Origin of the sequence: Microcystis sp. T1-4 (assembly GCF_000297435.1) — a bacterium.
In the GTDB taxonomy this organism is placed as follows: domain Bacteria; phylum Cyanobacteriota; class Cyanobacteriia; order Cyanobacteriales; family Microcystaceae; genus Microcystis.
In genome coordinates this window covers 1-24856 of the sequence record NZ_CAIP01000026.1, presented here as the reverse complement: position 1 = coordinate 24856, position 24856 = coordinate 1, and the positions used below count along the sequence as shown (strand labels likewise).

Annotated in this window: 25 protein-coding genes; 13 read left to right on the top strand and 12 right to left on the bottom strand. The window is 41.6% G+C overall.

The window, feature by feature from the left end; all coding sequences use genetic code 11:
• Positions 1-70: 70 nt before the first annotated feature.
• From MICAI_RS01470 to MICAI_RS01450, 4 genes are all read right to left on the bottom strand, one after another.
• A complete protein-coding gene (locus MICAI_RS01470; RefSeq protein WP_008196785.1) occupies positions 71-838 on the bottom strand; it encodes a PP2C family serine/threonine-protein phosphatase in 768 nt (255 codons plus the stop codon).
• A 13-nt stretch (positions 839-851) separates the two neighbouring features.
• Entirely contained in the window at positions 852-1508 is a 657-nt protein-coding gene (locus MICAI_RS01465) for a vWA domain-containing protein (protein ID WP_008196783.1), read from the bottom strand.
• 266 nt (positions 1509-1774) lie between these two features.
• Positions 1775-2116 (bottom strand): thioredoxin family protein, encoded by a 342-nt coding sequence (locus MICAI_RS01455; RefSeq protein ID WP_008196782.1) that lies wholly within the window; start codon positions 2114-2116, stop codon positions 1775-1777.
• 88 nt (positions 2117-2204) lie between these two features.
• Positions 2205-2906: an NnrU family protein gene (locus MICAI_RS01450; RefSeq protein WP_008196780.1), complete on the bottom strand. Its 702-nt coding sequence runs from the start codon at positions 2904-2906 to the stop codon at positions 2205-2207.
• A gap of 362 nt (positions 2907-3268) precedes the next feature.
• On the opposite strand from MICAI_RS01450, the gene MICAI_RS01445 reads away from it, so the two are divergent.
• The 3 genes from MICAI_RS01445 (at position 3269) to MICAI_RS01435 (ending at position 4910) form a co-directional block, all read left to right on the top strand.
• Positions 3269-3568, top strand: a complete 300-nt coding sequence (locus MICAI_RS01445) for a (2Fe-2S) ferredoxin domain-containing protein (RefSeq protein WP_008196778.1) — start codon at positions 3269-3271, stop codon at positions 3566-3568.
• A 188-nt stretch (positions 3569-3756) separates the two neighbouring features.
• Entirely contained in the window at positions 3757-4623 is an 867-nt protein-coding gene (locus tag MICAI_RS01440) for a response regulator (protein ID WP_008196776.1), read from the top strand.
• Positions 4620-4910: a circadian clock KaiB family protein gene (locus MICAI_RS01435; protein ID WP_008196774.1), complete on the top strand. Its 291-nt coding sequence runs from the start codon at positions 4620-4622 to the stop codon at positions 4908-4910. The genes MICAI_RS01440 and MICAI_RS01435 overlap by 4 nt, the downstream gene beginning before the upstream one ends.
• A 148-nt stretch (positions 4911-5058) precedes the next feature.
• Here the strand turns inward: MICAI_RS01435 and MICAI_RS01430 are convergent, their stop codons facing one another.
• Together MICAI_RS01430 and csaB are read right to left on the bottom strand one after the other, a co-directional pair.
• Positions 5059-5682 (bottom strand): hypothetical protein, encoded by a 624-nt coding sequence (locus tag MICAI_RS01430; protein ID WP_008196771.1) that lies wholly within the window; start codon positions 5680-5682, stop codon positions 5059-5061.
• Between the two features lie 5 nt (positions 5683-5687).
• A complete protein-coding gene (gene csaB, locus MICAI_RS01425; protein ID WP_008196769.1) occupies positions 5688-6725 on the bottom strand; it encodes a polysaccharide pyruvyl transferase CsaB in 1038 nt (345 codons plus the stop codon).
• On the opposite strand from csaB, the gene MICAI_RS25595 reads away from it, so the two are divergent.
• Positions 6671-6907, top strand: a complete 237-nt coding sequence (locus tag MICAI_RS25595) for a hypothetical protein (RefSeq protein ID WP_008196767.1) — start codon at positions 6671-6673, stop codon at positions 6905-6907. The two genes, csaB and MICAI_RS25595, sit on opposite strands and share 55 nt — an antisense overlap.
• 134 nt (positions 6908-7041) lie before the next feature.
• Here MICAI_RS25595 and MICAI_RS01420 read toward each other — a convergent pair whose 3' ends face one another.
• Positions 7042-8121, bottom strand: a complete 1080-nt coding sequence (locus MICAI_RS01420) for a RuBisCO accumulation factor 1 (RefSeq protein WP_008196765.1) — start codon at positions 8119-8121, stop codon at positions 7042-7044.
• A gap of 213 nt (positions 8122-8334) precedes the next feature.
• Between MICAI_RS01420 and MICAI_RS01415 the strand changes: the two genes are divergently transcribed.
• The 6 genes from MICAI_RS01415 to MICAI_RS01390 all read left to right on the top strand — a co-directional run bounded on the left by MICAI_RS01415 (position 8335) and on the right by MICAI_RS01390 (position 12987).
• Complete coding sequence (locus MICAI_RS01415) at positions 8335-9135, top strand: carbon dioxide-concentrating mechanism protein (RefSeq protein ID WP_002775137.1); 801 nt, start codon at positions 8335-8337, stop codon at positions 9133-9135.
• 388 nt (positions 9136-9523) lie between these two features.
• Positions 9524-9925: a hypothetical protein gene (locus MICAI_RS25590; RefSeq protein ID WP_008196748.1), complete on the top strand. Its 402-nt coding sequence runs from the start codon at positions 9524-9526 to the stop codon at positions 9923-9925.
• Positions 9926-10229: 304 nt separating this feature from the next.
• A complete protein-coding gene (locus tag MICAI_RS01405; RefSeq protein ID WP_008196747.1) occupies positions 10230-11066 on the top strand; it encodes an EcoRI family type II restriction endonuclease in 837 nt (278 codons plus the stop codon).
• A gap of 37 nt (positions 11067-11103) precedes the next feature.
• Entirely contained in the window at positions 11104-12114 is a 1011-nt protein-coding gene (locus tag MICAI_RS01400) for an adenine-specific methyltransferase EcoRI family protein (protein WP_008196745.1), read from the top strand.
• A 256-nt stretch (positions 12115-12370) separates the two neighbouring features.
• Entirely contained in the window at positions 12371-12580 is a 210-nt protein-coding gene (locus MICAI_RS01395; RefSeq protein ID WP_008196743.1) for a DUF2281 domain-containing protein, read from the top strand.
• Positions 12580-12987, top strand: coding sequence for a PIN domain-containing protein (locus tag MICAI_RS01390; RefSeq protein ID WP_198285273.1), 408 nt, complete (start codon positions 12580-12582; stop codon positions 12985-12987). The genes MICAI_RS01395 and MICAI_RS01390 overlap by 1 nt, the downstream gene beginning before the upstream one ends.
• Before the next feature lie 873 nt (positions 12988-13860).
• On the opposite strand, the gene MICAI_RS01385 is transcribed toward MICAI_RS01390, so the two are convergent.
• From MICAI_RS01385 to MICAI_RS26205, 4 genes are all read right to left on the bottom strand, one after another.
• Positions 13861-14346, bottom strand: coding sequence for a DsrE family protein (locus tag MICAI_RS01385; RefSeq protein WP_008196739.1), 486 nt, complete (start codon positions 14344-14346; stop codon positions 13861-13863).
• Between the two features lie 143 nt (positions 14347-14489).
• The gene (locus MICAI_RS01380; RefSeq protein ID WP_008196737.1) at positions 14490-16169 is read right to left on the bottom strand and encodes an ABC1 kinase family protein; all 1680 of its coding nucleotides are present in this window, start codon (positions 16167-16169) and stop codon (positions 14490-14492) included.
• 214 nt (positions 16170-16383) lie between these two features.
• Positions 16384-17895, bottom strand: a complete 1512-nt coding sequence (crtH, locus tag MICAI_RS01375; RefSeq protein ID WP_008196735.1) for a carotenoid isomerase — start codon at positions 17893-17895, stop codon at positions 16384-16386.
• 308 nt (positions 17896-18203) lie between these two features.
• A complete protein-coding gene (locus MICAI_RS26205) occupies positions 18204-18380 on the bottom strand; it encodes a hypothetical protein (protein ID WP_008196733.1) in 177 nt (58 codons plus the stop codon).
• Positions 18381-18430: 50 nt separating this feature from the next.
• Here MICAI_RS26205 and MICAI_RS01365 point away from each other — a divergent pair, with 50 nt between their 5' ends.
• On the top strand, positions 18431-20335 hold the full coding sequence (locus tag MICAI_RS01365) for a polysaccharide biosynthesis protein (RefSeq protein WP_008196731.1): 1905 nt from the start codon (positions 18431-18433) through the stop codon (positions 20333-20335).
• Between the two features lie 40 nt (positions 20336-20375).
• On the opposite strand, the gene MICAI_RS01360 is transcribed toward MICAI_RS01365, so the two are convergent.
• The gene (locus tag MICAI_RS01360) at positions 20376-20564 is read right to left on the bottom strand and encodes a hypothetical protein (protein ID WP_002784873.1); all 189 of its coding nucleotides are present in this window, start codon (positions 20562-20564) and stop codon (positions 20376-20378) included.
• Between the two features lie 202 nt (positions 20565-20766).
• Here MICAI_RS01360 and cobW point away from each other — a divergent pair, with 202 nt between their 5' ends.
• Positions 20767-21801 (top strand): cobalamin biosynthesis protein CobW, encoded by a 1035-nt coding sequence (gene cobW, locus MICAI_RS01355; protein WP_008196725.1) that lies wholly within the window; start codon positions 20767-20769, stop codon positions 21799-21801.
• Between the two features lie 835 nt (positions 21802-22636).
• Positions 22637-24688, top strand: a complete 2052-nt coding sequence (locus MICAI_RS01350; protein WP_008196723.1) for a M3 family metallopeptidase — start codon at positions 22637-22639, stop codon at positions 24686-24688.
• Positions 24689-24856 lie beyond the last annotated feature (168 nt).

Below are 24856 nucleotides of genomic sequence, written 5' to 3'. Positions count from 1 at the left end.
ATTACTTTTGATAGATTTTCTGCTCACGATTGTTTTACCTGGGAACGCTATGATCCAGAAACCGGGTTTGTCAAACAAACCCGGTTTCTGAACAAAAAGCTAGGAGTAAGGTTTTATCATCGGTTGTTAACTTATTTAAATCCTCCCGCTCTAAAAATTCTTTGAGGTCTTCTTGCAATGGCGTTTCTGTCTGTTGTAAATATTCCTCTAATGGCTGAAAAAAAGGCGGAAAAGGCTGCCAATTTTTATAATCGATCGATACCTTTTCCACTCCATCCGTCGCCACACAAATAAAGGCAACTGGCTCGGTTAAAACTTTTATTTGCATATCCTCCAAAGCATTACTAGAAGTAACAAAAGTGGTTTCATTGATGTATTCCCCCTTGTCAGGCTGAAACAATAACTGATAATTTCCTCCCAGAGGTTTGAACACAATAAAACCGTCTCCTATCTGCATCGCCGCTAATCGTTTTGAAGTAACCAAAACAACCAGTAAAGTTGTCGCCAGATCATTAATGTCTAACTGTTCTTTTTCGGCTTCTTCTTGGAGAATTTGCTGAACATAAGCCAACAGTTGCCGGAATATTTCCTTTAATTCGGCTTCAGTTCCAGTGGCAGCTAATGCTGTTTTTTTGAGCTTATACTCTAAAAATTGCAGCGCTGCTTTAACTGTTATTTTCGCACCCAAATCCGAATATTTGGCACTACCGGCCCCATCGGCCACGGCTCCAATCAAAACATCCTGACCCAATAATTTATAATCACCGTAATCTTGACAGGGTAATCCCGTTTGGACGTGAAAACTACCGACCACCGACTGACATAATGTTCTCCACATAATTAACTGTCCTCTAGGTGGTAATTTGTCCCCAATTCACGGGTGGTAAAGCGATCGCCTCTCCAATTTTACCACCAGAAACTCGTTTCATTGAGTTACTTAACCACTGAAATAAATCCCGAAAATCTAAACCATTGAGTAACACGGGGGGATTATTAGAAATCTGTTTAAGCGTCTCCATATCAGCACCCTGAACACCTACAGAAAAAAATAAAACTCGATTTTCGGCTTCGGCTTGTTTTACACGTTGCGCCGCCAGACTCCATTGATCCGTAGGCGCACCATCAGTAATTAAAAATATCCAAGGACGATAATATTGGATACCATTATTTCTATAAATCGCTTTACGATCTTCGATTAAATCTAAGGCCAATTCAATCGCTTGTCCCATGGGGGTTAAGTCTCCTGCGCTTAAAGTAGGTGGCGTAAATTGGTCAATCCCGACAAAATCTTGCACGGTTTTAACCCCTCCCTTACCAAAGGTAACAATGGCGGTTTCTACGCTCAACGTCGCTTGCATATCCCGCATCACGTCCTTCTGAAAGGTTTTGATACCATCATTGAGAGCCTTAATCGGTTCTCCCTGCATTGAACCAGAGGTATCTAGTAGTAGTACCACAGGACAGCGATTTTCCTGATTTTCGACAAATTCAGCCACACCAATCGGCATTTTTTTCAAGCCTCCTAATTTTTTGAACTGGGGGAACTATGGGAGTTTTAGGAATTGGGATTATCTACTTTTTGTCCTATTATATTATCTCTGCCAGTCCCATCAGAGGCTCTCTTATTCTTTGTGTGATAAGTTTAACTTACTATAAGAGCGATCAATCTTTGTGTCCTCTGTGTCTGGAGTGGTTCGTTCCACTCACCCACCGGCGTTACCGTATCTTAGAATACATTTTAACCACAGAACCCATCAGAAAAGATATCTTTCCCTTAAGCTGAACGCGGGATTTGATTTTTGACTATTAGTCGCAGGGTTTGTTGCAATTCCTCGCGACTGTGAATTTCCTCCAGACGGTGAACCGGAACACCTCGATCGAAGAGAATTAAAGTAGGCAGACTACGCAGACGAAAACTATTAGCTAATTTAAAATTATTATCGGCATTGACACCGACTAATTGAATCGCATCTTGACAGTCATTTTGCCAAGACAAGAGGGTGGGTTGGATTAAACGACATAAACCACACCAAGGCGCCCAAAAATACACGAGAACCGGACGAGAAGACTCTAAAACTAGCTTAGGGAAGCTCTTTTCGTTGACAGATAGTATCATGTCTAAACGTATTTTATGAAAACTTTATTTTGATATATAAACCATTCTACACCAATCGGGATCAACAGGAAAGGGGTTGGGAGCAAAATCACCAATAAATTTTACTTGTTGCTTGCATTAGCCAAGGATGCGCCCACCAGAGGAGTAAAATAAACCCTGTTACTCCTAGATAGGCAGGACGAAGGAATTCTTGCCATTTCAGGCTTTGCCGACCATCGATAATCGCTAAAAAGGGGACCACTGAGGTGCGTTCTTTGATCTTTAAAAATGCCTCTCCGTAACGGTCTTCTAACCGGCGATCGCCATGCCAGACGGCAAAAAGATGATGAGCAATTAAACCCAGGGAAGTTAATAGGGTAAAGCTTGTCCCTAACCAGAGGGTGTGAGCAATACACCAGATCACCTGTCCTACCATCTGGGGATGACGGGTAACGCGCAGGATGCCGGTTTCGTAGAGATGAACCTGGGGTTTTTGGATAGCGGCGATCTCCAGCAGGTTAAAGGTGGCAGGATAGAGAAAGAAAAAAGAAATGGCCGAAAGTATCCAAACTAGGGTTTTTACTCCGGTTACTCCCTGTACTTGCCAGAGAAGCAAACCATCATAACGATGATTGAAGAAATAAACTACTAAAATTACGGCTAGAGGGATACTAACAAGGGCAAATAATACCCGATACAGTCGCGCACCGATGATGGCTTCTCCCCCCATTCGTAAACTGGCTAATCCGCTATGGGCAACAGCAAAACCCAATAATAAACCTAACATGATCCAATGACTAGCGAATGCCACTTTTACCCTCTTGATTGACTAAATTTCTCTCCGACCTCTATTTTAAGGATTGATGGTTAATTTTTCAGCCCCCTTTTTTGTAAGTACCTAAGCAAAATTAATTACACATCCAAGCCGTCACCCGTCAGCCAAAAGCTTTTTGCTGTGACCAGTAAACAGTGAACTAAAAATTCAAATCTGATCGCTGATAGCTGTCCCGGAGTCCCCCGTCTCCTGTCTCCTGTCTCGACTAGGAAATTAATTTTGCACGACTACTTATTGCCAGTATCGGGGATTCGGGGCAAAATAAAACTATGCTTCCCCAAAGCCACTCCCAGGAATATACCCGGGGAACTGTCTAATTTGGCCACTTTTTAGGTAATATGTCTTATCCCCAAAAGCGATTTGTGATGGTCTGTCAGCATTCTTCCTGTTTGGTGCAGGGTGCGTCCGAGCTTCTTTTAGCATGGCAAACGGCAGCTCTCCCAGAAGATGTCATCGTTATGACCAGTGGTTGTCAAGGACAGTGTAGCACTAGCCCGACGGTGAGGATTATTCCCGAGGAAACCTGGTACTGTCATGTTAAACCAGAGGATGTCAGTCAGATTGTCGAGGAACATTTAAAAAACGGTCAACCGGTCGAGCGTTTACTCCATCCACGCCTTCACGCTCAATGGCAGTAAACTTGATCATCAATTTTTAAGTGATGCTTCACTTGACGACTTAACAGAAAACCCCCAGCGAGCGCCTAATCGGTAGAACAAGACTTCGAGATAGCGGGTGCTAGATGGTGATTTTGTCCTTGCGTTTCCCAAAGATGGGCGTACTATGAAAGTAGGGGAAAAAAGATAATTTTAGCGATCGATTAACAATGACTAGGGATCTCTGTAGGATTTTATTGATAGAGGATGAACCGACGACTGTTAAATTAATCCAGAGATTGCTGTTAAAGGCCCCCCAATGTTCCCTGGCCGGGGGGTTGACTTTCACCCTCACCCAAGCTCAGGATCTACAGGAAACTGCCGAAAAACTGGCAGGGGAGAAATTTGATCTTATCCTCTTAAGCTTGGAAATCTCTGTCCCCCCCGGCTTAAATATTCTAGTCAAAACCAGAGAATTAGCCTCTGATATACCGATAGTGGTTCAAACTACTAGCAATGATGAGAAATTAGTCGTTAAAGCCTTTCAACTGGGTGCTGACGGTTATATTCAGTTAAATAATATCGATAGTAGTCTTTTAGTCTATCAAATTCGTGTGGCGATCGAGCGTCAGCAATATATTCTCAATCTTAAACATCAACAACAGGAACAGGAATTTCGCGAACTGGAACAGTTAATCAAGGGAGGACACACTAGCATTACGGCGAAAATGTTCGGTTCTGAGGCAATAAGGCAGAGTATCCCCGATATTTTTCAAGAATTAGTCCAAAATTACGGAGAGTTATTAGATTTAGCTTTAGAAGAACAAGCATACAAAGTGGAACATAATCTATCGGAACGACTGCGAAGCTTGGCCGATAAGTTAGGATTCTTAAAAGCTAGTCCTCGCGATGTGGTGGATATTCATACCACCACCCTACGCCAAAAAAATCAGGATGTCACCCTGGCCAAAGCGCAGGCCTACGTTAGCGAAGGTCGTCTCATGGTCCTGGAATTGATGGGTTATCTCGTCTCTTTCTATCGTAAATACTATATCGGTCTCAGCAACATTAAACTGTTCAATAACACGCAATCATGAGTCAATATCTTCTCAAACTCTATATTATGGGCGATTCAAGTAAATCCCAGAGGGCGATCGCTAATATTTTTCGTATCTGTCGTGAGGAATTATCTGATCTTTATACAGTAGAAATAATTGATGTTCTCGAACAGCCGCAATTAGCGGAACGGGATAAAATTCTCGTAACTCCTACTTTAGTCAAACAACTTCCCCCACCCCTACAAAGAATTATCGGCGATATGTCCAATACCCAAAAGGTTCTCCTCGGTTTGGATGTTATTCCCAAAGACTCCCATCTCAATTAGGATTCACCTAAAAATTCTTTTGGTTAGGTTTTTCCTCGCTAATAAGTAGGTAGATAGCCCCCTTATTAAGGGGGGATTAAGGGGGGATCGAAGGTAAAATCTATCTTCTACTTAATTAGAACCACTTACTTAATTTCTAATCTTGATTTTATTCAATCGCCTCAGCGATGTGTTTTAAAATCTGCAAAACCTTATATATTTCTTCTCTGGAAATAAAGGGAGCAAATACCCTAGATAGGGCATAATGATGGACATTAGCTCTCAATTTGACAAATAAAAGATCATCTCCATTGGTGACGAGAGCAAAGCTAGGTTTTTCTGGCCGGGGATTAGCCATCAAATAGGCCAGGGTTTGCGGTAAGGCAGTCCAAACCGATAGGGCGGTTTTTTGGGATTCTACAATTACCACCCAAAACTGATTTAACCAGACTAAAACATCGATTCTACCCGATAGTATTTCTTCCCCATCATCGACGGTTAAGCTTACCGATTCCTCTGCGCGTACTCGAAAAGGCGGATCGTAAAAACCCGCAATCGCTAGTAAGGGAGAAACTAACAATAAAGTCACGGTTCCTTCTAATAACTGTCCTGCCGATCTTTGGTATAAATATCTTTGTCTTAGTTCATCTAAACTCTTTTTTTCATGGCTAGATAGAGACAGTAAATCACTTTGCCATTCGGGAAAAAATGCCCTATCTTCTGTTAAGGAGAGATTAAATCTTGTCTCAGCTAGGGCAATAGTCGTGATAACATCAGTAATAGCACTCGACATAAAAATTAGCTCACCAATCTAGATAAAATTTCTCGATGAATTAAAGCTCGATCGATTAAAAAATATTTGCGATCGCTGGTTAATGCCTCTCCATTGGCATAAAAATTAATCCAAGTGTTACTAATATCATTAACTGCCTCTGGTAACTGATCTAATTCCCAACCCGGCATCGGTACTTCGGCAATTAATCGCGACACTTTCGGATCATAACTAAGGGCAAAACAACGACAATCTTCTGCCGCGGCCATAATCAAACTATGAAAGCGCATTCCGATCACCATTTCTACCCCACGAAATACGCCTTTTAACTGTCTTGGGTCCTCTAAACTAATGATTTGATAATTTTCCCTTAATTGACGGGCTACAGCTTCACAGAGGGGCAAATCCCGCGACTTTTGAAAAGGGACTAGGAGAATAAACGCCCCCGTACTGGTTTGTAAATCAATTAAAGCTTGGGTTAATTTATCTAATTTTGCCGGGGTTAATAGGGGATGGGGACGTAAATTGACGGCGATTCTTGGGGCAGGTAAATCCGATAATCCCTTGACTGATTGAGCTTCTAAGGCCCATACTGGATCGGGGGCAACAATGGGACTAATACCCCAATTGGCGACTAAATGAGCCGAAGTATCATCGCGCACACTAACTAAACTACATTGTTTTAAGACTTTTTTGGTTAACCAACGGGTAAAAGGTCTATTTAATGGTCCAATTCCCTGCCCCCAAGCAATAGTTTTTAAGCCCAATAATTGAGCAAGAGCCATTAAACCACCGTAATACATTGGACTGGCAAAACTGGTGACATCCTGCATTAAACTGCCGCCACCCCAGATAAATATATCCGCTTTTTTAAGAGCTTGAAAAACTTGCCACCAATCCCGACTAGGACAGGTTTCCACTCCATAACGTTGACTGGTTTCTCTGGGATTATTTGACAAAACAATAGGTTTAATTTCTGACGGCAGCATCTGCAATAGAGACACTAATAATGCCTCATCTCCTCCGTTTCCTCTCCCATAATATCCACAAATTACTGCACGCATATATCAGTTATCAGTTATCAGTTATCAGTTATCAGTTATCAGTTCTCAGTTGTCAGTCAGAAAAAGGCAAAAGTCAAAAGGCAAAAGGCAAAAGTATGGTAAATTTGTCTCCTGTCTCCTGTCTCCTGTCTCCTGTCTCCTTTGTCCTCTTTGTTACTTTTTTCTTGAAAAATGTCTCTTAGTTTCTTAAGTTATGCTGTCAGCTACAAGTTAGCAGTGACCAGTTTTATTGGATTGCAGTTATCAGTTTATCTATTTTATTATTCCCACTCATAACTAATAGCTTAAACCTGATCAGTGATCACTGATCACTGATTTAGTCGTCCATTTGCCAGGGTTCGGTGATGTTTTTTTCATCGAGGATATTTTTTGCTCTTAAAATCAAGACCAATTCACCTAGTATGGTGACATCGGGGGAACTATCAAACCATTGTAAAAAGACGGAATTATCCCTCTCTACTAGATAATAATTGTTCACGTCCCATTCGGCAAAAACTCGATCGATCACTAATAACACTTCCTCGGATCTGGTGGCAATCGATCGAGGTAATTGATCACTGGGCCATAAAATAGCTACAGGATCGATCGCCTTGAGAATTGCTTGCCAACCGGGGAGAGGCACGATTGTTTGTTTATCCCCCACCGTTACCAGTCGAAAAGGTTCCTCGACGCTCAAACTTTCTGTGTGTTTTATATCAGTTACCGTCACCGGAAATCTTCCTACTAAAGGAATAATTCTGGCTAATTCGTCCTCATCCTGTAAACGATGGACGGGTAGCAACGGTGCGCTACGGGTGGGAGTAACGGTAAAATCTTGTAGTAAGGACTCGATCGCCTGTCTGGCCGAGTCAGAATGGGCAAATTTCAAACCTTTAGCGATTAATTTCGCTCTTTCGGCTAAATCCCGCTTTTGTTTGCCCCGTTTCCAACACTGATAAGCGATCGCATCTCCAGGATGACGAGTAAATTCACTGGGAATCTGGGATAAACGGGAAAAATCTTGGATAGCTTTGGCGATATCGTGTGCTTCAGCCACCTCAATCCTTTTTTCTGCCGCTAATTTCGCTGCTCCCAGTCTTTGTTCTTGGTTGAGAATACGCAATTCATATAGCACATCACTGCGCGGCCCGATGTAGTAACTTAATAAATCTTCATCTGCTCCCGCTTTGATTAAACTCTCAAAAACTTGGGCAGCGACAATAATTAAATTTTGTTGGGCATTTTGAAAACCGGTTTGTTCAAAAATTAACTGGGAATCGTAGCCAGCTTTTTGCAGTTTTTGACATTTTTGCCCCCAACTTACCCAATTTCCTTCCTTATGAAGCAGCGAGCGCATTAATTCGGTCGCTTCCGTTTCGCTGATTCGATCATCTGTACTGCGAGGCTGTTCTGTCATAGACAACTTGATCAAGCTACAATAACTAAAATTTATCTAATCCCTCAAAAATCTTCAATAGCAATTAAGGTTAACAGGATAGACTAGATAGTAACAGGATAGCTGACAATCACCCCCTTCGTACCTGTTAGGGCAAGTTTATCTTCAATGTCTAGATTAAGAGTTAATGGAAGCATTCCCCCCTCGTCCACAACTAACCCCAGTCAAAGGACGATGAAAACCAAGCGTCACCCCAAAGATAGTGCCTTGGGTTTAGTCTCTACCCTCAGCTTTCCGGCGATCGTCGGGACAGCGGATATGATGCTAAAATCGGCAGAAGTTACCCTCGTGGGTTACGAAAAAATTGGCGGTGGTCACTGTACGGCGATCGTGCGTGGTAATATTGCCGATGTGCGGTTAGCAGTGGAAGAAGGGGCAAAAACCGCCGCACAGTTCGGACAATTGGTATCTAAATCGGTTATTCCCCGACCGATGCCCAATTTAGAGGTAATTTTCCCAATTGGTAGCCGTTTAGCCGAAATTGCCCAAAGTCAACGGGGTTTCAGCAAACTGAGCAATATGTCGATCGGTCTCTTGGAAACCCGCGGTTTTCCTGCTATGGTGGGGGCAGCCGATGCCATGTTAAAATCGGCCGATGTGCAGTTAGCTTCCTACGAAACAATTGGGGATGGTTTGTGTACGGCCATTATCCGGGGTTCCGTCGCTAATGTGGCCGTGGCCATTGATGCGGGAATGCGGGAAGCGGAGAAAATCGGTGAACTGCACGCGGTGATGATTATTCCCCGTTTATTGGAAGATTTAGAACATACTCTACCGGTGGCCAGCTACTGGTTAGAAACCCCCGAACCTTTACCGATGTTATTACCCAATACTGTCCGGGAAAAACAACGGGAATTGGTCGCTTTACCTGAATTGGAAAAAACCAAAATACCAATTCGTCGCCAAGAAATGCAGGAAAAAGTGTTAGAAGAAGTGATTCCCGTGGAAGTTATCACCGATGAGGACAGTTATTAATTTTTATTTTCAGCTTTGCTCCTGTGCTGCTAAAAGTACAGGAGCAAAAGGTTGAATTAGAGTTTGCGGCAAAAAGTTTGTTACTGGGTGTGGATTTCCAGGTAAAAAATCTTTACAGAAGACCCCGACAATTAAACGAATCGAATAATTATAAATTTTTGTCAAGAGGTGCGGTCAGATCAAATAATCGTCGCTAGAATCAGCCTAAATTGTCAGAAATTTATAGCGGTTCTCGCATCTGTGCGGCACACTTAAACCTTTGCTGATTAAGCTGTTTAGGATCGGGAATGTACCTCTTGCGAATCAGAAACGCTATAGTAAACAAAGAAGAACTAAAGACTGCTTCTTAAAAAGTTAAAAATGTGGAAAATGTGGAGAAAAGAGTTAGATGTATCCCACTGAACATGAAAAGTATCTGGCAGCTAGAGAAAAATGGGTTCATGAAGATAACCTAATAAACTATAGACTGTCTTGGCTTCTATTGTCACAAACCATATTATTTGCAACATATGCTGTTCTTTTGGCTGCCCAAAATACTGTTCCACAGTTTGAGCGAATTAATAAGCTACTTGTTATACTGCCTTGGATTGGTGTGGTAAATTTAATAATCGCCTACATATCAATTTTAGCAGCTCTCTCTGCTCAATATAAGCTCAAAGAAGCTATTGGACGCGAATTTGAAGTTACTCTTGGTACACTTACATTGGGTGGTTTTATTTTGGGTCATTTAGCTGCAATATTGTTGCCAGGGGTGTTTTTTGTAGCTTGGTTTGTTCTAATTATTCCTTGAAGGCCGTAGGGTGCGTTCCCTAAGGTGGCTCTTACTACTCCACTAATAGATTTTGGGGAACGCACCATGCACATTGATTCAAGCTGTGGGTTAAAGTGCGATGTGGGCTAATCTGGCTAACAGGCTTTTGGGCGTGATATAGGGAAAAGTTCTGGCGATTGCGCCTAAATAGAGTGATATGCCGAAAGTTAACCCATATCGTTACTCCAGAGAGTGTTATACGGAAAGTTTCCGGATAATTTTTAGTTATACATACATTATCTGTAGCAGAAAGTGGAAGATTTAAGTAAAGAAAAGGCACAATATGACTAAAAAGAATCAATCAAAAAGATTAACGAATCAACATAAAGAGTCTAAAGGTGTAGTTGGTCTATTTGGAGATGAAGCAAAATCACACGACATAACTGTTGGAAAAATTTCACTTTTTGTAATTGAACAGCTTGAAAAGGAGTTTCCTCAATTATCTTTTCAATACAAAACGAGCATAAAAAAAGAAGAAATAAACGAAGCATTAAAGAAAATTGACCCTGAATTAGGACAAACACTTTTTGTATCAAATTCAAGTATTATACCCGATGGTGGAATAATAGAAGTAAAAGATGATAAAGGTAATTGGAGAATCGTTTTAGTTTCGGAAGCTAAACATCAGGGGAAAGACATTGAAAACATCAAAGCAGGAAAACTTGTAGGAGCAAAAAATGATCAAGATTTGATGGCTGCCGGTAATGCGATAGAAAGATCGCATAAAAACATATCTGAAATCGCTAATTTGATGTTATCTGAATCTCATTTTCCCTATGTATTATTTCTGGAAGGCTCAAATTTTTTAACAGAAACTATTTCAATTAAAAGACCCGATGGAAGGGTTGTGACGCTTGAATACAATTCAGGAATGCTAAATAGATTAGATAGGTTAACTTCTGCAAATTATGGAATGCTCATTAATACCAATTTGTGTAAAAATAAGTTTGTCAAGCATAAAGATAAAACAATTATGCTTCAAGCAACTTCTATATACACACAAGGAAATAGCGAAAAATGGGATCTCAAAAAAATGTTTGATATTATGCTTGAAATTTCTAAAACCTCTCTTAAAGTATTAGGCAGTGAGATATTTAATCAGATAACCAAAAGTAAATAACTAAAACAAAGATTTATTAAATCAAAATAGGTTGAAAATGGCAAGAAATGCAACAAACCAATTATTACAAAAAGCTAAAAAATCAAAAAGTGATGAGTTTTATACACAGCTTTCAGATATAGAAAGCGAATTACAGCATTATAAAAGTCATTTTGAAAATCAAGTAGTTTATTGCAATTGCGATGACCCCCGAATTAGTAACTTTTTTAATTATTTTACCTCAAATTTTAATGAATTAGGTCTTAAAAAAATAATAACATCTTGTTATAGAGAGCAAGTAAAAAATTTATTTAATACAGAAGAAGATGAAAAAGGGTTTTTCTTTGAATATACAGGTACAGAAGGCGAAAAAAACAAACCAAGTTCAACTGACCTAGTTTACTTTAATGGAGATGGTGATTTTCGTAGTTCGGAAAGCATTGAACTATTAAAGCAGTCCGATATTGTTGTTACCAATCCCCCATTTTCATTATTCAGAGAGTATGTAGCTCAATTGGTTAAATACGATAAAAAGTTTTTGATAATTGGAAATATTAATGCAATAACCTATAAAGAAATTTTCAAACTTATTCAAGAAAACAAGGCGTGGTTAGGAATAAATCTTGGTAGAGGTATTTCAGGTTTTATTGTACCTGAAAACTATGAACTATATGGAACAGAAACTCGAATAGATAACTCTGGTAATAGAATAATCTCACCGAACAATTGTTTATGGCTTACTAATTTAGATAATTTTAAGCGGCACGAAGATATAAAACTTACAAAAAGATATTTTGGCAACGAACTTCAATATTCAAAATATGACAATTATGATGGAATTAATGTTAATAAAACACAAGACATACCAATAGATTATAAGGGATATATGGGGGTGCCAATAACATTTTTACATAAATTTAATCCCGACCAATTTGAAATAATTAAATTCAGGAAAGGGAATGATGATAAAGATTTATCAGTAAATGGGAAATGTCCGTATTTTAGAATACTAATCAAGAATAAACGAATACAAACTGAATATATTGATTTAACTGACAAAGAAAGATAAGGTATAACAAATCGTTGTACCTGACATTGTTCCGCTACGATCCAAAATGTCGGTGAAATCGATCGTTATGCTCCAAAGCTAGTGCGATACCGAAGGCACTGGGTAGCCCCCCTAGATGGGGTTGGAGGGCTTGCTTTAGGGCGCGATACTGGGTTATAGGGGTTTTCAAGATTAGTGCTATTTCTCATCAAATCCTATGCTAGACTGGTGGTAGATTAGTTATCAACTACTACAAAAAGTTGAATTGGTAAAATACATGAGTACATCAGCAAAATCACTAGAAGAACTGGTGAGACAATTACCGCCCCAGTTAAAGGTTGAAGTACAAACGTTTGTAGAGTCACTTTTAAGTAAATCTAACCAACCTATAAAACGTAAACTCCGTCAAGACTGGGCAGGGATGCTTAAAACCGATTACACATCAATTGAGTTACAGCATCTTGCAGTTGAATGGAGAAATGGCTAGTGTTTCTTCTGGATACGAATATTTGGCTAGAACGCTTATTAGGACAAGGACAGGCTGAGGTTGTTGCGGAGCTACTTGATACGCTCTCACTCTCTGATATGTGTATGACTGATTTTACTTTACATTCTATCGGGGTGATCTGTAATCGGCTGAATCAACGAGAGGTTTTTATCAAATTTGTGGATGACGTTTTGATTGATGCTGGTTTTGTACTGGTCAGTATTCCTGCTAACCAAATGAAGAGAGTCGTAGAAATAATAGATCTCTTTCGCTTGGATTTTGATGATGCTTACCAATATGTTGCTGCCGAGCTTGAAAAAGCTACTATTGTGAGTTTTGATCAAGATTTTGACAGGACAGAGCAAAGACGTTTGACTCCTATGCAAGTGCTTAAAATTAGAAATTAATTGCTTGCTCCCGTCAGTGCGATGCCGAACGCAATCTTGTAGGGTGCGTTCCCTAATATGGCTACTGCTGCTCCACTAATAGATTTTTGGGGAACGCACCATGCACATTGATTGAAACTGTGGGTTAAAGTGCGATGTCGAAGGCACTGCCTAGAAGTACGCTGACGAGTGTAGGGTACGCTAATCAAATGTAATGCGCCATATTTTCATTGGTGAGGCCAGCAGAGTTGGGGGTGATATGATGGGAAAAGAGCGGCCACTCAATACCATTTGTAGCTAATCAAAACTATGTCACTGTATCCTGATAAGGAACCCGCAATAACTCGAACAGAGCGTGGTTTAACAATTTCGGCTCTTCGGGAATTGTTATGCAAATAATTAACTTATAGCAATTCCCCTAGTTGTGGGGTACAGAGTCTTAGGTTTTGAGGAGTCAGTAGCCGGTCGTCAGGAGTTAAGATTTTGGGGTACCTCATGAGATTGGGAAACGCTATATTCAGGTATAAACGTTTATTCAGTAAACAGTAAACAGTTATCAGTTAGATTGAAACAAGCGAAATCCAAAATCAAATTAGGTGTTTTTTTGATTTCAATAATATGTCCTTTAGATGTACGGCAGCTTATAGCGCTTTTCACGTTAGTGAGGTATCGACAAATTGTAGAAACTACTATTGAGAACATTTTCAATAATTAATTTTTTTCTCAGAAAAAAATTATAATTGTTCACCTTGATCAAAATCAATCATTCTAGTTATAGTAATTACTGACAATGGGTAGCAATATATTAGTAAAAATTATCAATTGAATGTTAAGCGGAAACTGGGATAGAGACCTTAATAATAAGGTCTCTAGATTCTCTAGAAAATGCTAGATTTACCAGCTAATTACTTTAACCGTTTCGTTAAATAAATTTGCTTCTAGGGAATCGGGGGAACTTGTCACCACACCCGCAATTAGATCTTGGGGTTTTATGGCTGCTTGTTTCATACAGGAGGGACAAATTAAGACTTTTCCCCCTTGACTGATGAAATCTACTAACATTGCTTGCAGGGTTTTACCAGTGATACCGTTAGTGTGTTGAGGAATGGTCGTCGCTGCCAGGTGTACCCCTGTAATATTCAAAAAAATGGTGGTTGAGTGACCTTTTTTCAGCATATTGGTAGCGACACCGATTGCCATTGCCGCTCGCCAAGGATCATCAGTGGTTAAATTAACAAATAAATCGGATTTTTGTTGACCGACTGCAATTATTGCTTCGTTAGTTTGTACTGGAGAAACGGAAGGATTAGCTAAGACTGGGACTGATGTAACTAAGGATAATCCGACAAGGGAACCAAGGGCTAAAGATTTTAATAACATTTTCTTGTCCTCTTGCTGCTGGGTGCAATGAAAACATTTTCATTATGATAACTTCTGGAAAATCTTGTCAACAGACAGCCTGTCAAACTTTAATTTTTGTTGCGGATAACAAAAACGATCTACTAATTAAAGATGGTAATTATTTACTTGTCTAGCATTTTATCTAATCTTTCCTGAATCAATAAAGCCAGGGAAGAACGCAGAAAAAATAAAGCAAATAACCCCGCTAAACTGAAGGGAATAATGGCTAGTTTGCTATAGTTGCTGTCTAATAAAAATATGGCTGAGATAATGCTAAATCCCAATAAACAGACATTAATTAATACTTTAATTGCCAGATAAATTCTTTTCAGGAGTCGTTCATTTTCCCGTGACTTAACTTGAAAAACTAAATTTCCTCGCTCGATTTTTTCCTCTAATTGACGGATCATTCTCTCGTTTTTATTCCCTTTTTGCCATTGTTGTTTAAGAAAAGTGCGAGCTTGATTAGCTAGGGTAAGCATGGTGTTGCTAGTTCCTCCCGATACCGCTAGACTTTTCACAAAAGGTTGACTAGCTGCTAATAAATTATACTGGGGATCTAAAGAGCGGGCAATCCCATCCAAAGTGGTGACAGATTTAATAATAAAAGTCATTTGGGGAGGTAAGCGAAAGGGTTGCTGTTTAAACATTAAATACACTTGATCGCTAATTTGTTCAAAAGCCCTCACATCTACCGGTTTATCGCGAAATTCCTCTAGGAGAAACTCCAGGATATTTCGCACGGGTTGCAGCTCTCTAACAGGTTCAATTAACCCCATATAGATCAAGGTTTTTAAGACTGTTTCCGTATCCTTTCTCAAGACAGCAAAAAAGGTTTCGATCATTTGATCTTTAGCAACAGATTTTACCTCGAACATCGTGCCAAAATCGTAGAAAATTAACTCCCCTTCCTGACTAACTGCCATATTACCCGGATGGGGATCCGATTGGAAAAAACCATCCTGTAATAGTTGTTTGAGATAGGAACAGATCCCCAGTTGAATAATACCATCGACGTTAATACCATTAGCTATTAAAGTCTCTCGATCATCAACTTTAATCCCCGGCACATACTCCAAAGTTAATACCTTGCGGGTGGTATATTGCCAGTACACTAAAGGGACTTTTACCTGGGGATAATTCTTAAAATTTTCCCGAAAGCGTTCGGCATTTTTACCCTCATGAATATAATCGATTTCTTGAAAGAGTAGTTCAAAGAATTCTTGATAGATAGCTTCTAAATTATATTTTTTCACCACGGGGAAAATATTTAACCAACGGGTGAGACGATGCAACACTTCAAAATCGAGATTAAATAGTCCTTCTAGATTCGGTCTTTGTACCTTAATAACGACTTCTTCCCCACTTAATAACCGCGCTCGATGCACTTGTCCTAAACTGGCACAAGCGAGGGGAGATAGGGTAAAACTTGCAAATAAATTATCTAGGGGTTGTCCTAATTCTGTTTCAATAACTCGGAGCGCTTCTTGACTATTAAATTCGGGAACTCGATCCTGTAATTGGCTTAATTGTTCGATATATTCGAGCGGAATTAAATCTGCTCGCGTCGATAAAGATTGTCCAATTTTAATAAAAGTTGGTCCCAAATTAATGAGGCGATCAACTAACCATTTCGCTCTCCTTTGCCGTTTTTTGCCCCTATTAGCCCCCGTTAAACGATCCCAGAGCAAAAAAGTCAAAAACTGCATTGTAAAGCTAAATATCTCCAATTGACGAACAATCGGCGCTCGCAAGCTTTGCTGCCAATGTAAAGATTTGGGGGAATCAAAGGGAGTAACCATCAGTTATCAGTCATCGGTTATCAGTTATCAGTTATCAGTTATCAGTCATCAGCAAAACCGATCTACAGCGTTTCTCATCAAGGTGAAGTATAAATTAAACCTTGCCGAAGTAAAAACTCCAGTCGCAAAAACGCGCTTCATCCATCTGAGAAACGCTGTCAAGTATTCCTTTCCGGTTTAAGAATTCGCCGGTAAAAATCCTAATTTTCAGCTTTTAATCTCTGGGACGGGGTAAACCCAGATCTACCGCTAGACGATGACTGCAAGCAAAACCAGAAAAGGCCACCGCGTTTAATCCTTGACCGGGGAAGGTACTATCTCCCACACAATAAAGATTAGGAATAGCTGTACGATTAAAGGGCATTCCTAATAAGCCTAACAGTTTTCTTCGCGGTATTGGGCCGTAAGTGCCATCGATTCTATTCAAAAAGCGGCGATGGGTGCGGGCTGTGCCAATTTCGATATAATCTAATCCTGTATCTAGTTTGGGAAAGAGTTTTTTCAGGCGCTCGATTAGACGATGAGCAGCGGCCTCTTTTTTATGTTGATATTCTTGGGGGGGCAGTTTTTGCCATTGATCAATCCAGCTAGGGGTGAAAGTATGAATGATATGATGGTCCGGGGGTGCTAGGGAGGGATCGAGTAAGGTAGGAATAGAAACAAAGATAGTTCCCTGTTCTGCTTCCATATTTTCCCAATCTTCTAGTAAAATATGGTGACATTCGCTTCCTGAGGGTAACACATCGGCCTTGACTCCCAGATGCAAACTCAGGAAACTGGGGGATTTTTGATAGCGTTTTTGCCAATTTTTTTCACTGCGGGGGAGAGATTCCGGGGGGAGTAGTTTCTCGAAGGTATCCCAACGGGTGGCATTAGAAACAATCTTTTTCGCGTAATATTCCTTACCATTGGTCAATTTTACCCCGATCGCCCGTCCTGCATCTAAAATAATCTCAGTCACTCTCGCTTGATACTGGATTTCACCACCGGCCTTTTCCAATCCCGCGACTAACTTGAGAGCAATCTGTCCTACTCCCCCCCGGGGATAGTTAATTCCCCCGTAATGGCGATCGCTAAAGACCATTCCCGCATTAATCATCGGAGTGCGATCGGCGGGTACTACCGACCAACAGTAACATTCCATATCGATAAATTTCAATAATTTCGGGTCTTTAATATATTTTCTGGCCACATCTCCCGCATTTTGGGGTAAATACTTGACCAATCCCAAACAGGATAAAGGATGCTGGAAAAAAACCCTAGTCAGATAGCGGGGTTCTTCCAGCGATAGTAAATCCATACTATTGAGACAATTAAACACCTGCCAGCATTCATCGTAAAAGCGCCGGATACCAGTTTTTTCTGCGGGAAAATGGCTAATTAATTCCTGTAAAAATTGTTCGTAGTCGCGATGAACTTTTAAGTCTAATCCGTCCGGGAGATGATAGTGGATCTGGACGGGATCGGCAATGGTTTCGATACTCATATCCACCGCTGCCAAAGCTTTGGTTAAGAGGTTAGTCGTCCCCTTTTTGCCAAAACCAAAAATCATCGAAGCACCCACATCAAAACGATAACCCTCTCGTTCAAAATAACCCGCGCTGCCCCCCGGAATCAGATAACTCTCTAAAACCAAGACTTTTGCTCCTTTTGCCGCTAATTGCGTCGCTGTCACCAATCCCCCGATTCCCGACCCAATCACGATCGCATCGTACTGATTACTCATAACTTTAGTTGATAAATTTTTGTGTCAATTCTTGATTGTAACCTTGACTAGCGGTGATTTATCGGCTAGATATTTGGGAGCAGAAAATTTTTGGGGAGCGATGAAAAGTTGCTAAAAGGAAAAAAGTCCGGCTCTCTTATTCTTTGTGTGATCAGTTTAACTTACTATAGAAGCGATCAATCTTTGTGTCCTCTGTGTCTGGAGTGGTTCCTTCCACTCCCTCGCCAGCAAGACTGTATCTTAGAATACATTTTACCCACCAAACCGAAGAGAGCCAAAGTCCTGACAAATCGAGCCACTTGACATATTTAGACTTGGGTGATATCATCTGCGGAAAGACGGGCGGCACTACTGTTATAAAAAACATTGGTTCTTCTCACTTCTGTGTGGAAGCAAGAAGAATAGGGATGATTTTCTGGAAAGATAGTCTTCAAAGCCTTGCTTAGGAAGACTCCTAATAACCATAAACACTGAGTACCAGACAAAGTCGAGAGAGGCCAAGTATTTACCTTAAGATTAATTAATCAATTGGATGATGTATAGAAAACTGGCGAACAATATCCTTAAATTGGCTAATTCCCTATCTAGGTCATCGAAGCGATCTCTTTTAATTGTCACCGATTGCCTGATTTTTAGTCTAACCATCTATCTAGCCTTCTCTCTCAGGTTGAATCTGAGCCTCGAATATCAGCAAATTAGAGCTTTTTTAGGGCAAATATTGGGATTAATTGCCATTAAAACTCTAGTTTTCTCTCTCAAAGGTATTTACAGTCCCGTAGTACGTTATACAGGATTAGAGTTTCTTTCGTCCGTACTGCAAGCGGTTCTCTATAGTTCAGGGGTTTTAATCAGTCTTGCCTACTTTCAAGGGGATGCCTTTTTGCCGCGTTCAGTCCTGATTATCGACGCATTGTTAACCCTAGTATTGGTTATCGGGGTGAGATTGTTGATTCGTTCTGTCTTTCACCGTCTGAATATTTACGTCAGTAGTGTCGATAGAGAACCGAGAATTGTTATCTATGGTGCGGGAATTGTGGGTTGTCAATTAGCACGTTCCCTACAAAATGACCCCCACTATCGTTTATTGGCCTTTGTTGATGATAATCCCAATTTGCAGCAGCGAGTTATCCAAGGCATTAGGGTTTATCCCCCCTCTCAATTGGCACCACTGCACCAAAAACGGGCCTTTGACTGGGTTGTTCTGGCTATTCCGAACCTAGACAAGGCCAGAAAGCGGCAAATCATCGAAAGTCTAGAAATTTTACCCATCGACATTAAAACCGTCCCTCCCCTCTCAAAAATTTTATCGGGAGAAGCGACCATCAATCAGATTCGCAGTGTCGATGTCTCGGAATTATTAGGACGGGAAGAAATTTTACCCCATCCCGAACTTTTGGGAAAAAATGTCACCGGTAAAGCGGTGTTAGTCACTGGGGGTGGCGGTTCCATCGGTTCGGAATTATGCCGACAAATCGCTTTCCTCAAGCCAAAATGCTTGGTAATCTACGAATTAAATGAGTTTTCCCTCTACAAAATTGATCTCGATTTGGGTGAAAATTATAGCGATTTACGCAAGTATGCCTATCTAGGCAATGTTCTTGACCGCAATCATCTGGCCCGAGTCATCCAACAACACCAAATTGAGACAATTTATCACACGGCCGCCTATAAGCACGTTCCCCTTGTGGAAGCCAATCCTAGTCAGGGGGTTTACACTAATGTTTGGGGCAGTTTAAATGTCGCTCAGACCGCGATCGAGAATTCGGTTAGTAATTTAGTTCTCATTTCCACCGATAAGGCCGTCAGACCGACTAACATTATGGGGGCCAGCAAACGCTGTGCTGAGTTAGTTATACAAGCTTTGGCCGCTTTACCCGACACTTCCACCTGTTGCGCTATCGTCCGCTTTGGCAATGTTCTCGATAGTAGCGGTTCCGTGGTGCCGCGTTTCCGGGAACAAATCGCCCAACGTAAGAATATTACCCTCACCCATCGCGATATTATTCGCTATTTTATGTCTATTCCGGAGGCGGTGCGTTTGGTTATACAAGCAGGAGCCATGGCTAAGGGGGGTGAGGTATTCCTGTTAGATATGGGTGAACCGGTAAGAATTTACGATTTGGCCCTACAGATGATTCGTTTAAGTGGCTTAGAATTAGGGCAAGATATCGATATTGAAATCACAGGATTAAGACCCGGGGAAAAACTCTACGAAGAATTATTAATCGATACCGATAAAGCTCTTCCCACCGCTCACCCAAAGATTTTTTGCGCTCATGAACACTTTCTTGCTTGGGAAAAATTGCAAATCAAATTAGAACAACTGCTTAATTATATTCAACTTAATGACCGTCAGGGCCTAGTTAAGTCCCTACAAGATTTAGTTCCCGAATACCGGCCCCCGCAGCAAATAGCCAGTAGTTTGTCAAGTCAAAAGTAAAGAAGAGGAGTTTTACCTCTCCTCTTGTTGCCAAAATTTATTAATCTAATTGAACCGAATGCTCTTGTTTTAACTGCTTTTGGATAGTTTTTACCGTCTGCTCAATTTTATTGATTCCGCGAGAAGAAGGGCGATTTACTCTATCAGCTAGAGGAGAAGTTTGTTGAATAGCAATGCTTAAATAAAGAGGAAAAGCGAGGGTAAAGGCTAAAAAAAGACGTTGTAACATAATCCACTCCCACAAAAGTTTTTCAGCGATTATTTAGCCGGCTGAAACTTCTAACAGAATAACGACTAACTAGGAAAATTTCAGCTAGTTTGTGACAGTCTGGCAATTGGTGGGGCAATCCTAAAGAATTAGCGCTGAAACCCTCAACCCTAGACCGGAAGTCTGATAGATTGATCTAAGAACATGATCGATCGCTCTATCTATGCACAAAATTCCAGTTACTGTGATCACGGGTTTTCTGGGTGCGGGAAAAACTACCCTCATCCGTCATCTACTGCAAAATAATCAAGGCCGACGGGTGGCCGTTATGGTCAATGAATTCGGAGAAGTGGGCATTGATGGTGATTTGTTGAAAAGTTGTCAGACCTGCGATGACAACCCCAACGATAATATTGTGGAACTGACCAACGGTTGTCTGTGCTGTACAGTACAGGAAGAATTTCTCCCCACCATGCAGAAATTGCTGGAGCGACGGCAACAGTTGGATTGTATGCTGATCGAAACTTCCGGATTAGCTTTACCTAAACCTCTGGTTCAAGCTTTTCGCTGGCCGGAAATCCGCAACGGTGCCACGGTGGACGGGGTAATCACGGTGGTGGATGGTTTTGCTATCGCTAGGGGTCGTCTGGTGGCGGATTTGGAGGCTTTAACGGCACAAAGGCAAGCAGACCCCAATTTAGAACACGAAACGCCTATTGAGGAGTTATTTGAGGATCAGTTAGCCTGCGCTGACCTGGTACTCTTAACTAAAACCGATCTCATCAGCGAAATTGAATTAGAAAAAATTATTAATTGGCTGAAAACACAACTGCGATCGACGGTAAAAATAGTTACTTGTGCTGATGGACAAATTAGCCCCGATGTGCTATTGGGATTTAATGCCGCCGTCGAGGATAATTTAGCTAGTCGTCCTAGTCATCATGATCACGAGGAAGAACACGATCACGATGAGGAGATCAATTCTGTGCAGTTTTGCCTCGATTCTCCCGTAGATGCCCAAATTTTGACCCAACGGATCAAAGAATTGGTGGCCCGAGAAGAAATCTATCGGGTCAAGGGATTTGTTAACGTGGCCCATAAACCCATGCGTATGGTGTTACAGGGAGTCGGCGATCGCTTTGATTCTTTCTTCGACCGACCCTGGCAATCCACAGAAATGCGGCAAACCCGCTTGGTCTTTATCGGCCGCTCCCTCGATAGTCAGAGAATCGAGCAGGCCTTAACTAGGGTTTGCTGAAGAAGTTTTTCCTAGGGACAGGGTGTGGGGTGTGGGAATTATGAATTATGAATTATGAAGTGGGGTAGATAGGGAAGTGGGGTGATGGGGTGTGGGCTTCGGCCGTGAGACTTCGGCGTGAGCTCAGTCTCACGGCCGAACCCTGCCCCCTGCCTGACCCCACCAACAAACTTTTTGCCGCAAACCCTATTTATTCTCCCCCCTCCCTTCTCCCTTCTCCCTTCTCTCCCTCTACAATAATTACTCGCAGCCAGAAATACGTTATGACACATCATACTTTGTACTTTTTGTCAAAAAAACTTTTTTTTTGCAATAAAACTACACAAAAAAAAGATCATCGTTATGGGTGAAATTAACTGATTTGACCGTCCTAATTAGGAACACCTTCTAGGTGTGGCAAGGGTTTTAACTATTGCTGCCCAAAAAAGCACAGAATAACCCACTATGAAATTCTATCAAATCGCTGTAACCCTTGTAACATCGTTGTTAAATAAAAATCTTTCTCAATTAATTCTTAAGAATTTGTAAATATTGCGGAATGTTAACTTAAATATTCTCAATCTTTTGCAGTCAATAGATAATTTTTGCTTATCTTTGCCCCACATTGGGTTAGGAGTCAGGAGTCAGGAGTCAGGTTTTAGGTGTTGGAGTTTTAGGGTTTTGGGGTTTTAGTTCAATTTCCCCACTTCCCCACCTCCCCACTTCCCACACCCCACACCCCACACCCCACTGATCACTGAAAAAGCTCCGGCAATCGATCGCCTGAATAGATGGTCAGGGATTTAGGTTAGGGTAGTAAAAGATACAGATTACTCACCCTTGCAGACCAACAATTATGACGAACACCAGTAACCCGCTGCTTGCCGGTCAAGGATTACCGGCTTTTGACCAAATCCAACCCGGCCTGATTGTCCCTGGCATAACGCAACTTTTGCAGGAACTGGCCAGAGAATTAACCGATCTAGAAGCGCAGATTGCCCCCACTTGGGAAAAATTAGTCGAACCCCTCACCCGGATCGAAGAACGTTTAAGCTGGAGTTGGGGGATTATCGGTCATCTGATGGGGGTAAAAAATAGCCCAGAATTGCGTCAAGCTTACGAAAGCGTACAACCGCAGGTGGTCGAGTTTATTAGCCGTTTAAGCCAAAGTAAACCCATTTATGAGGCATTTTTGTCCCTGCGCCAAGGAGAAAGCTGGGGGCAATTAGACGAGGCACAACAGCGCATTGTCGAAGCTTCCCTGCGGGATGCTCAATTGGCTGGGGTGGGATTGGTAGGGGAGAAAAAAGACAGATTTAACGCGATTCAACTGGAATTAGCGGAAATCACCACGAAATTTTCTAATAACATCCTCGATGCCACCAAAGCTTTTCAACTGAAACTAACAACCCCAGAAGATATCGCCGGTTTACCCCCTAGTCTCCTTAGTTTAGCCGCCCAAACCGCCCGGGGCCAAGGGGAAACTAACGCCAGCACCGAAACTGGCCCCTGGGTGATTACCCTCGATTTTCCCAGTTATTTCCCCTTTATGAAGTACAGCGATAATCGGGAATTGCGCGAAAAACTGTATAAGGCCTACGTTAGTCGGGCTGATCTGGGAGAATTGGATAATAATCCCTTAATCGATCGCATTTTGCAACTTCGTCAGGAACAGGCCCATCTTTTAGGTTATAGTACCTACGCCGAGGTCAGTCTTGCCAGGAAAATGGCCAATTCTGTGGATGAAATCGAGAAATTGCTTGACAATTTGCGCCAAGTCAGCTATGAAGCGGCAAAACAGGATTTAGAGGCCCTAAAAACTTTTGCCGGAACCGACGATCTCAAGCATTGGGATATAGCCTATTGGTCAGAAAAACAGCGTCAGGCCAAGTTTAACTTTAGTGCCGAGGAATTACGCCCCTATTTCCCCCTACCACGGGTTTTAGAAGGCATATTTAGCCTCGCTAAACGGATTTTTGGGGTAGAAATTATCGCTGCCGACGGTAAAGCACCTATCTGGCATCCCGATGTGCGTTATTTCCAGATTAACGACGAAAAGGGCGAAAAAATCGCCTATTTCTACCTCGATGCCTACAGTCGTCCCGCCGAAAAACGCGGCGGTGCTTGGATGGATGTCTGTATCGGTCGCGCCAAAACCGGCACCGAGGTGCGTTTACCTGTGGCTTATTTAATCTGCAATCAAACGCCTCCAGTGGACGGAAACCCCAGTTTAATGACCTTTGAGGAGGTAACTACCCTATTTCACGAATTTGGCCACGGTTTACAGCATATGTTAACCACTGTGGACTATTCCGGGGCTGCGGGTATTAATAACGTTGAGTGGGACGCGGTGGAATTGCCCAGTCAATTTATGGAAAATTGGTGTTATGATCGCCCTACTTTAATGAGTATGGCCAAACACTACCAAACCGGTGAAACTCTCCCCGAACATTACTATCAAAAACTGCTTCTAGCTAAGAATTATATGAGCGGTTCGGCTATGCTGCGTCAGCTACATTTGTCTTTAGTAGATTTGGAATTACACCATCGTTATCAACCGAATGGCGGCGAAACCCCTAAACAAGTTAGACAGCGTTTAGCGGCGACGACGACGATCATTCCTCCCCTACCAGAAGATGCTTTCTTGTGTTCTTTTGGACATATTTTCGCCGGCGGTTATGCGGCGGGTTACTATAGTTATAAATGGGCAGAAGTTCTCAGCGCCGATGCTTTTGCCGCTTTCGAGGAAGTGGGATTAGATAACGAAGAAGCAGTGAAAGCGATCGGTCGCCGTTTTCGCGATACTGTCTTAGCTATGGGGGGAAGTTCCCATCCTATGAATGTTTTTAAAGCTTTCCGCGGTCGCGAACCTAGTACCGAGCCTCTCCTCCGTCATAGCGGCTTATAAAAGTAGGGTGTGTTAGCGTAGCGTAACGCACCAAACACTTTTCTTTGTGGTGCGTTACGGCAATATTTAGCTCTTGATTTTTTCCCTAAAAACAAGGGATTGTCTGACGCACCCTACTTGAATATATGGTGATAAGTAGGTAGGAGTTAAAAGTTGTCAGATCCCCCC

Coding starts and splice junctions, on each gene's coding strand:
- MICAI_RS01380 (WP_008196737.1), bottom strand. CDS start 16,169: ATGGTTACTCCCTTTGATTCCCCCAAATCTTTACATTGGCAGCAAAGC.
- MICAI_RS01440 (WP_008196776.1), top strand. CDS start 3,757: ATGACTAGGGATCTCTGTAGGATTTTATTGATAGAGGATGAACCGACG.
- MICAI_RS25590 (WP_008196748.1), top strand. CDS start 9,524: ATGTATCCCACTGAACATGAAAAGTATCTGGCAGCTAGAGAAAAATGG.
- csaB (WP_008196769.1), bottom strand. CDS start 6,725: ATGCGTGCAGTAATTTGTGGATATTATGGGAGAGGAAACGGAGGAGAT.
- cobW (WP_008196725.1), top strand. CDS start 20,767: ATGCACAAAATTCCAGTTACTGTGATCACGGGTTTTCTGGGTGCGGGA.
- MICAI_RS01415 (WP_002775137.1), top strand. CDS start 8,335: ATGAAAACCAAGCGTCACCCCAAAGATAGTGCCTTGGGTTTAGTCTCT.
- MICAI_RS01455 (WP_008196782.1), bottom strand. CDS start 2,116: ATGATACTATCTGTCAACGAAAAGAGCTTCCCTAAGCTAGTTTTAGAG.
- MICAI_RS01465 (WP_008196783.1), bottom strand. CDS start 1,508: ATGCCGATTGGTGTGGCTGAATTTGTCGAAAATCAGGAAAATCGCTGT.
- MICAI_RS01395 (WP_008196743.1), top strand. CDS start 12,371: ATGAGTACATCAGCAAAATCACTAGAAGAACTGGTGAGACAATTACCG.
- MICAI_RS01435 (WP_008196774.1), top strand. CDS start 4,620: ATGAGTCAATATCTTCTCAAACTCTATATTATGGGCGATTCAAGTAAA.
- crtH (WP_008196735.1), bottom strand. CDS start 17,895: ATGAGTAATCAGTACGATGCGATCGTGATTGGGTCGGGAATCGGGGGA.
- MICAI_RS01400 (WP_008196745.1), top strand. CDS start 11,104: ATGGCAAGAAATGCAACAAACCAATTATTACAAAAAGCTAAAAAATCA.
- MICAI_RS01360 (WP_002784873.1), bottom strand. CDS start 20,564: ATGTTACAACGTCTTTTTTTAGCCTTTACCCTCGCTTTTCCTCTTTAT.
- MICAI_RS01405 (WP_008196747.1), top strand. CDS start 10,230: ATGACTAAAAAGAATCAATCAAAAAGATTAACGAATCAACATAAAGAG.
- MICAI_RS01430 (WP_008196771.1), bottom strand. CDS start 5,682: ATGTCGAGTGCTATTACTGATGTTATCACGACTATTGCCCTAGCTGAG.
- MICAI_RS25595 (WP_008196767.1), top strand. CDS start 6,671: ATGCCTCATCTCCTCCGTTTCCTCTCCCATAATATCCACAAATTACTG.
- MICAI_RS01445 (WP_008196778.1), top strand. CDS start 3,269: ATGTCTTATCCCCAAAAGCGATTTGTGATGGTCTGTCAGCATTCTTCC.
- MICAI_RS01365 (WP_008196731.1), top strand. CDS start 18,431: ATGTATAGAAAACTGGCGAACAATATCCTTAAATTGGCTAATTCCCTA.
- MICAI_RS01420 (WP_008196765.1), bottom strand. CDS start 8,121: ATGACAGAACAGCCTCGCAGTACAGATGATCGAATCAGCGAAACGGAA.
- MICAI_RS01385 (WP_008196739.1), bottom strand. CDS start 14,346: ATGTTATTAAAATCTTTAGCCCTTGGTTCCCTTGTCGGATTATCCTTA.
- MICAI_RS01470 (WP_008196785.1), bottom strand. CDS start 838: ATGTGGAGAACATTATGTCAGTCGGTGGTCGGTAGTTTTCACGTCCAA.
- MICAI_RS01350 (WP_008196723.1), top strand. CDS start 22,637: ATGACGAACACCAGTAACCCGCTGCTTGCCGGTCAAGGATTACCGGCT.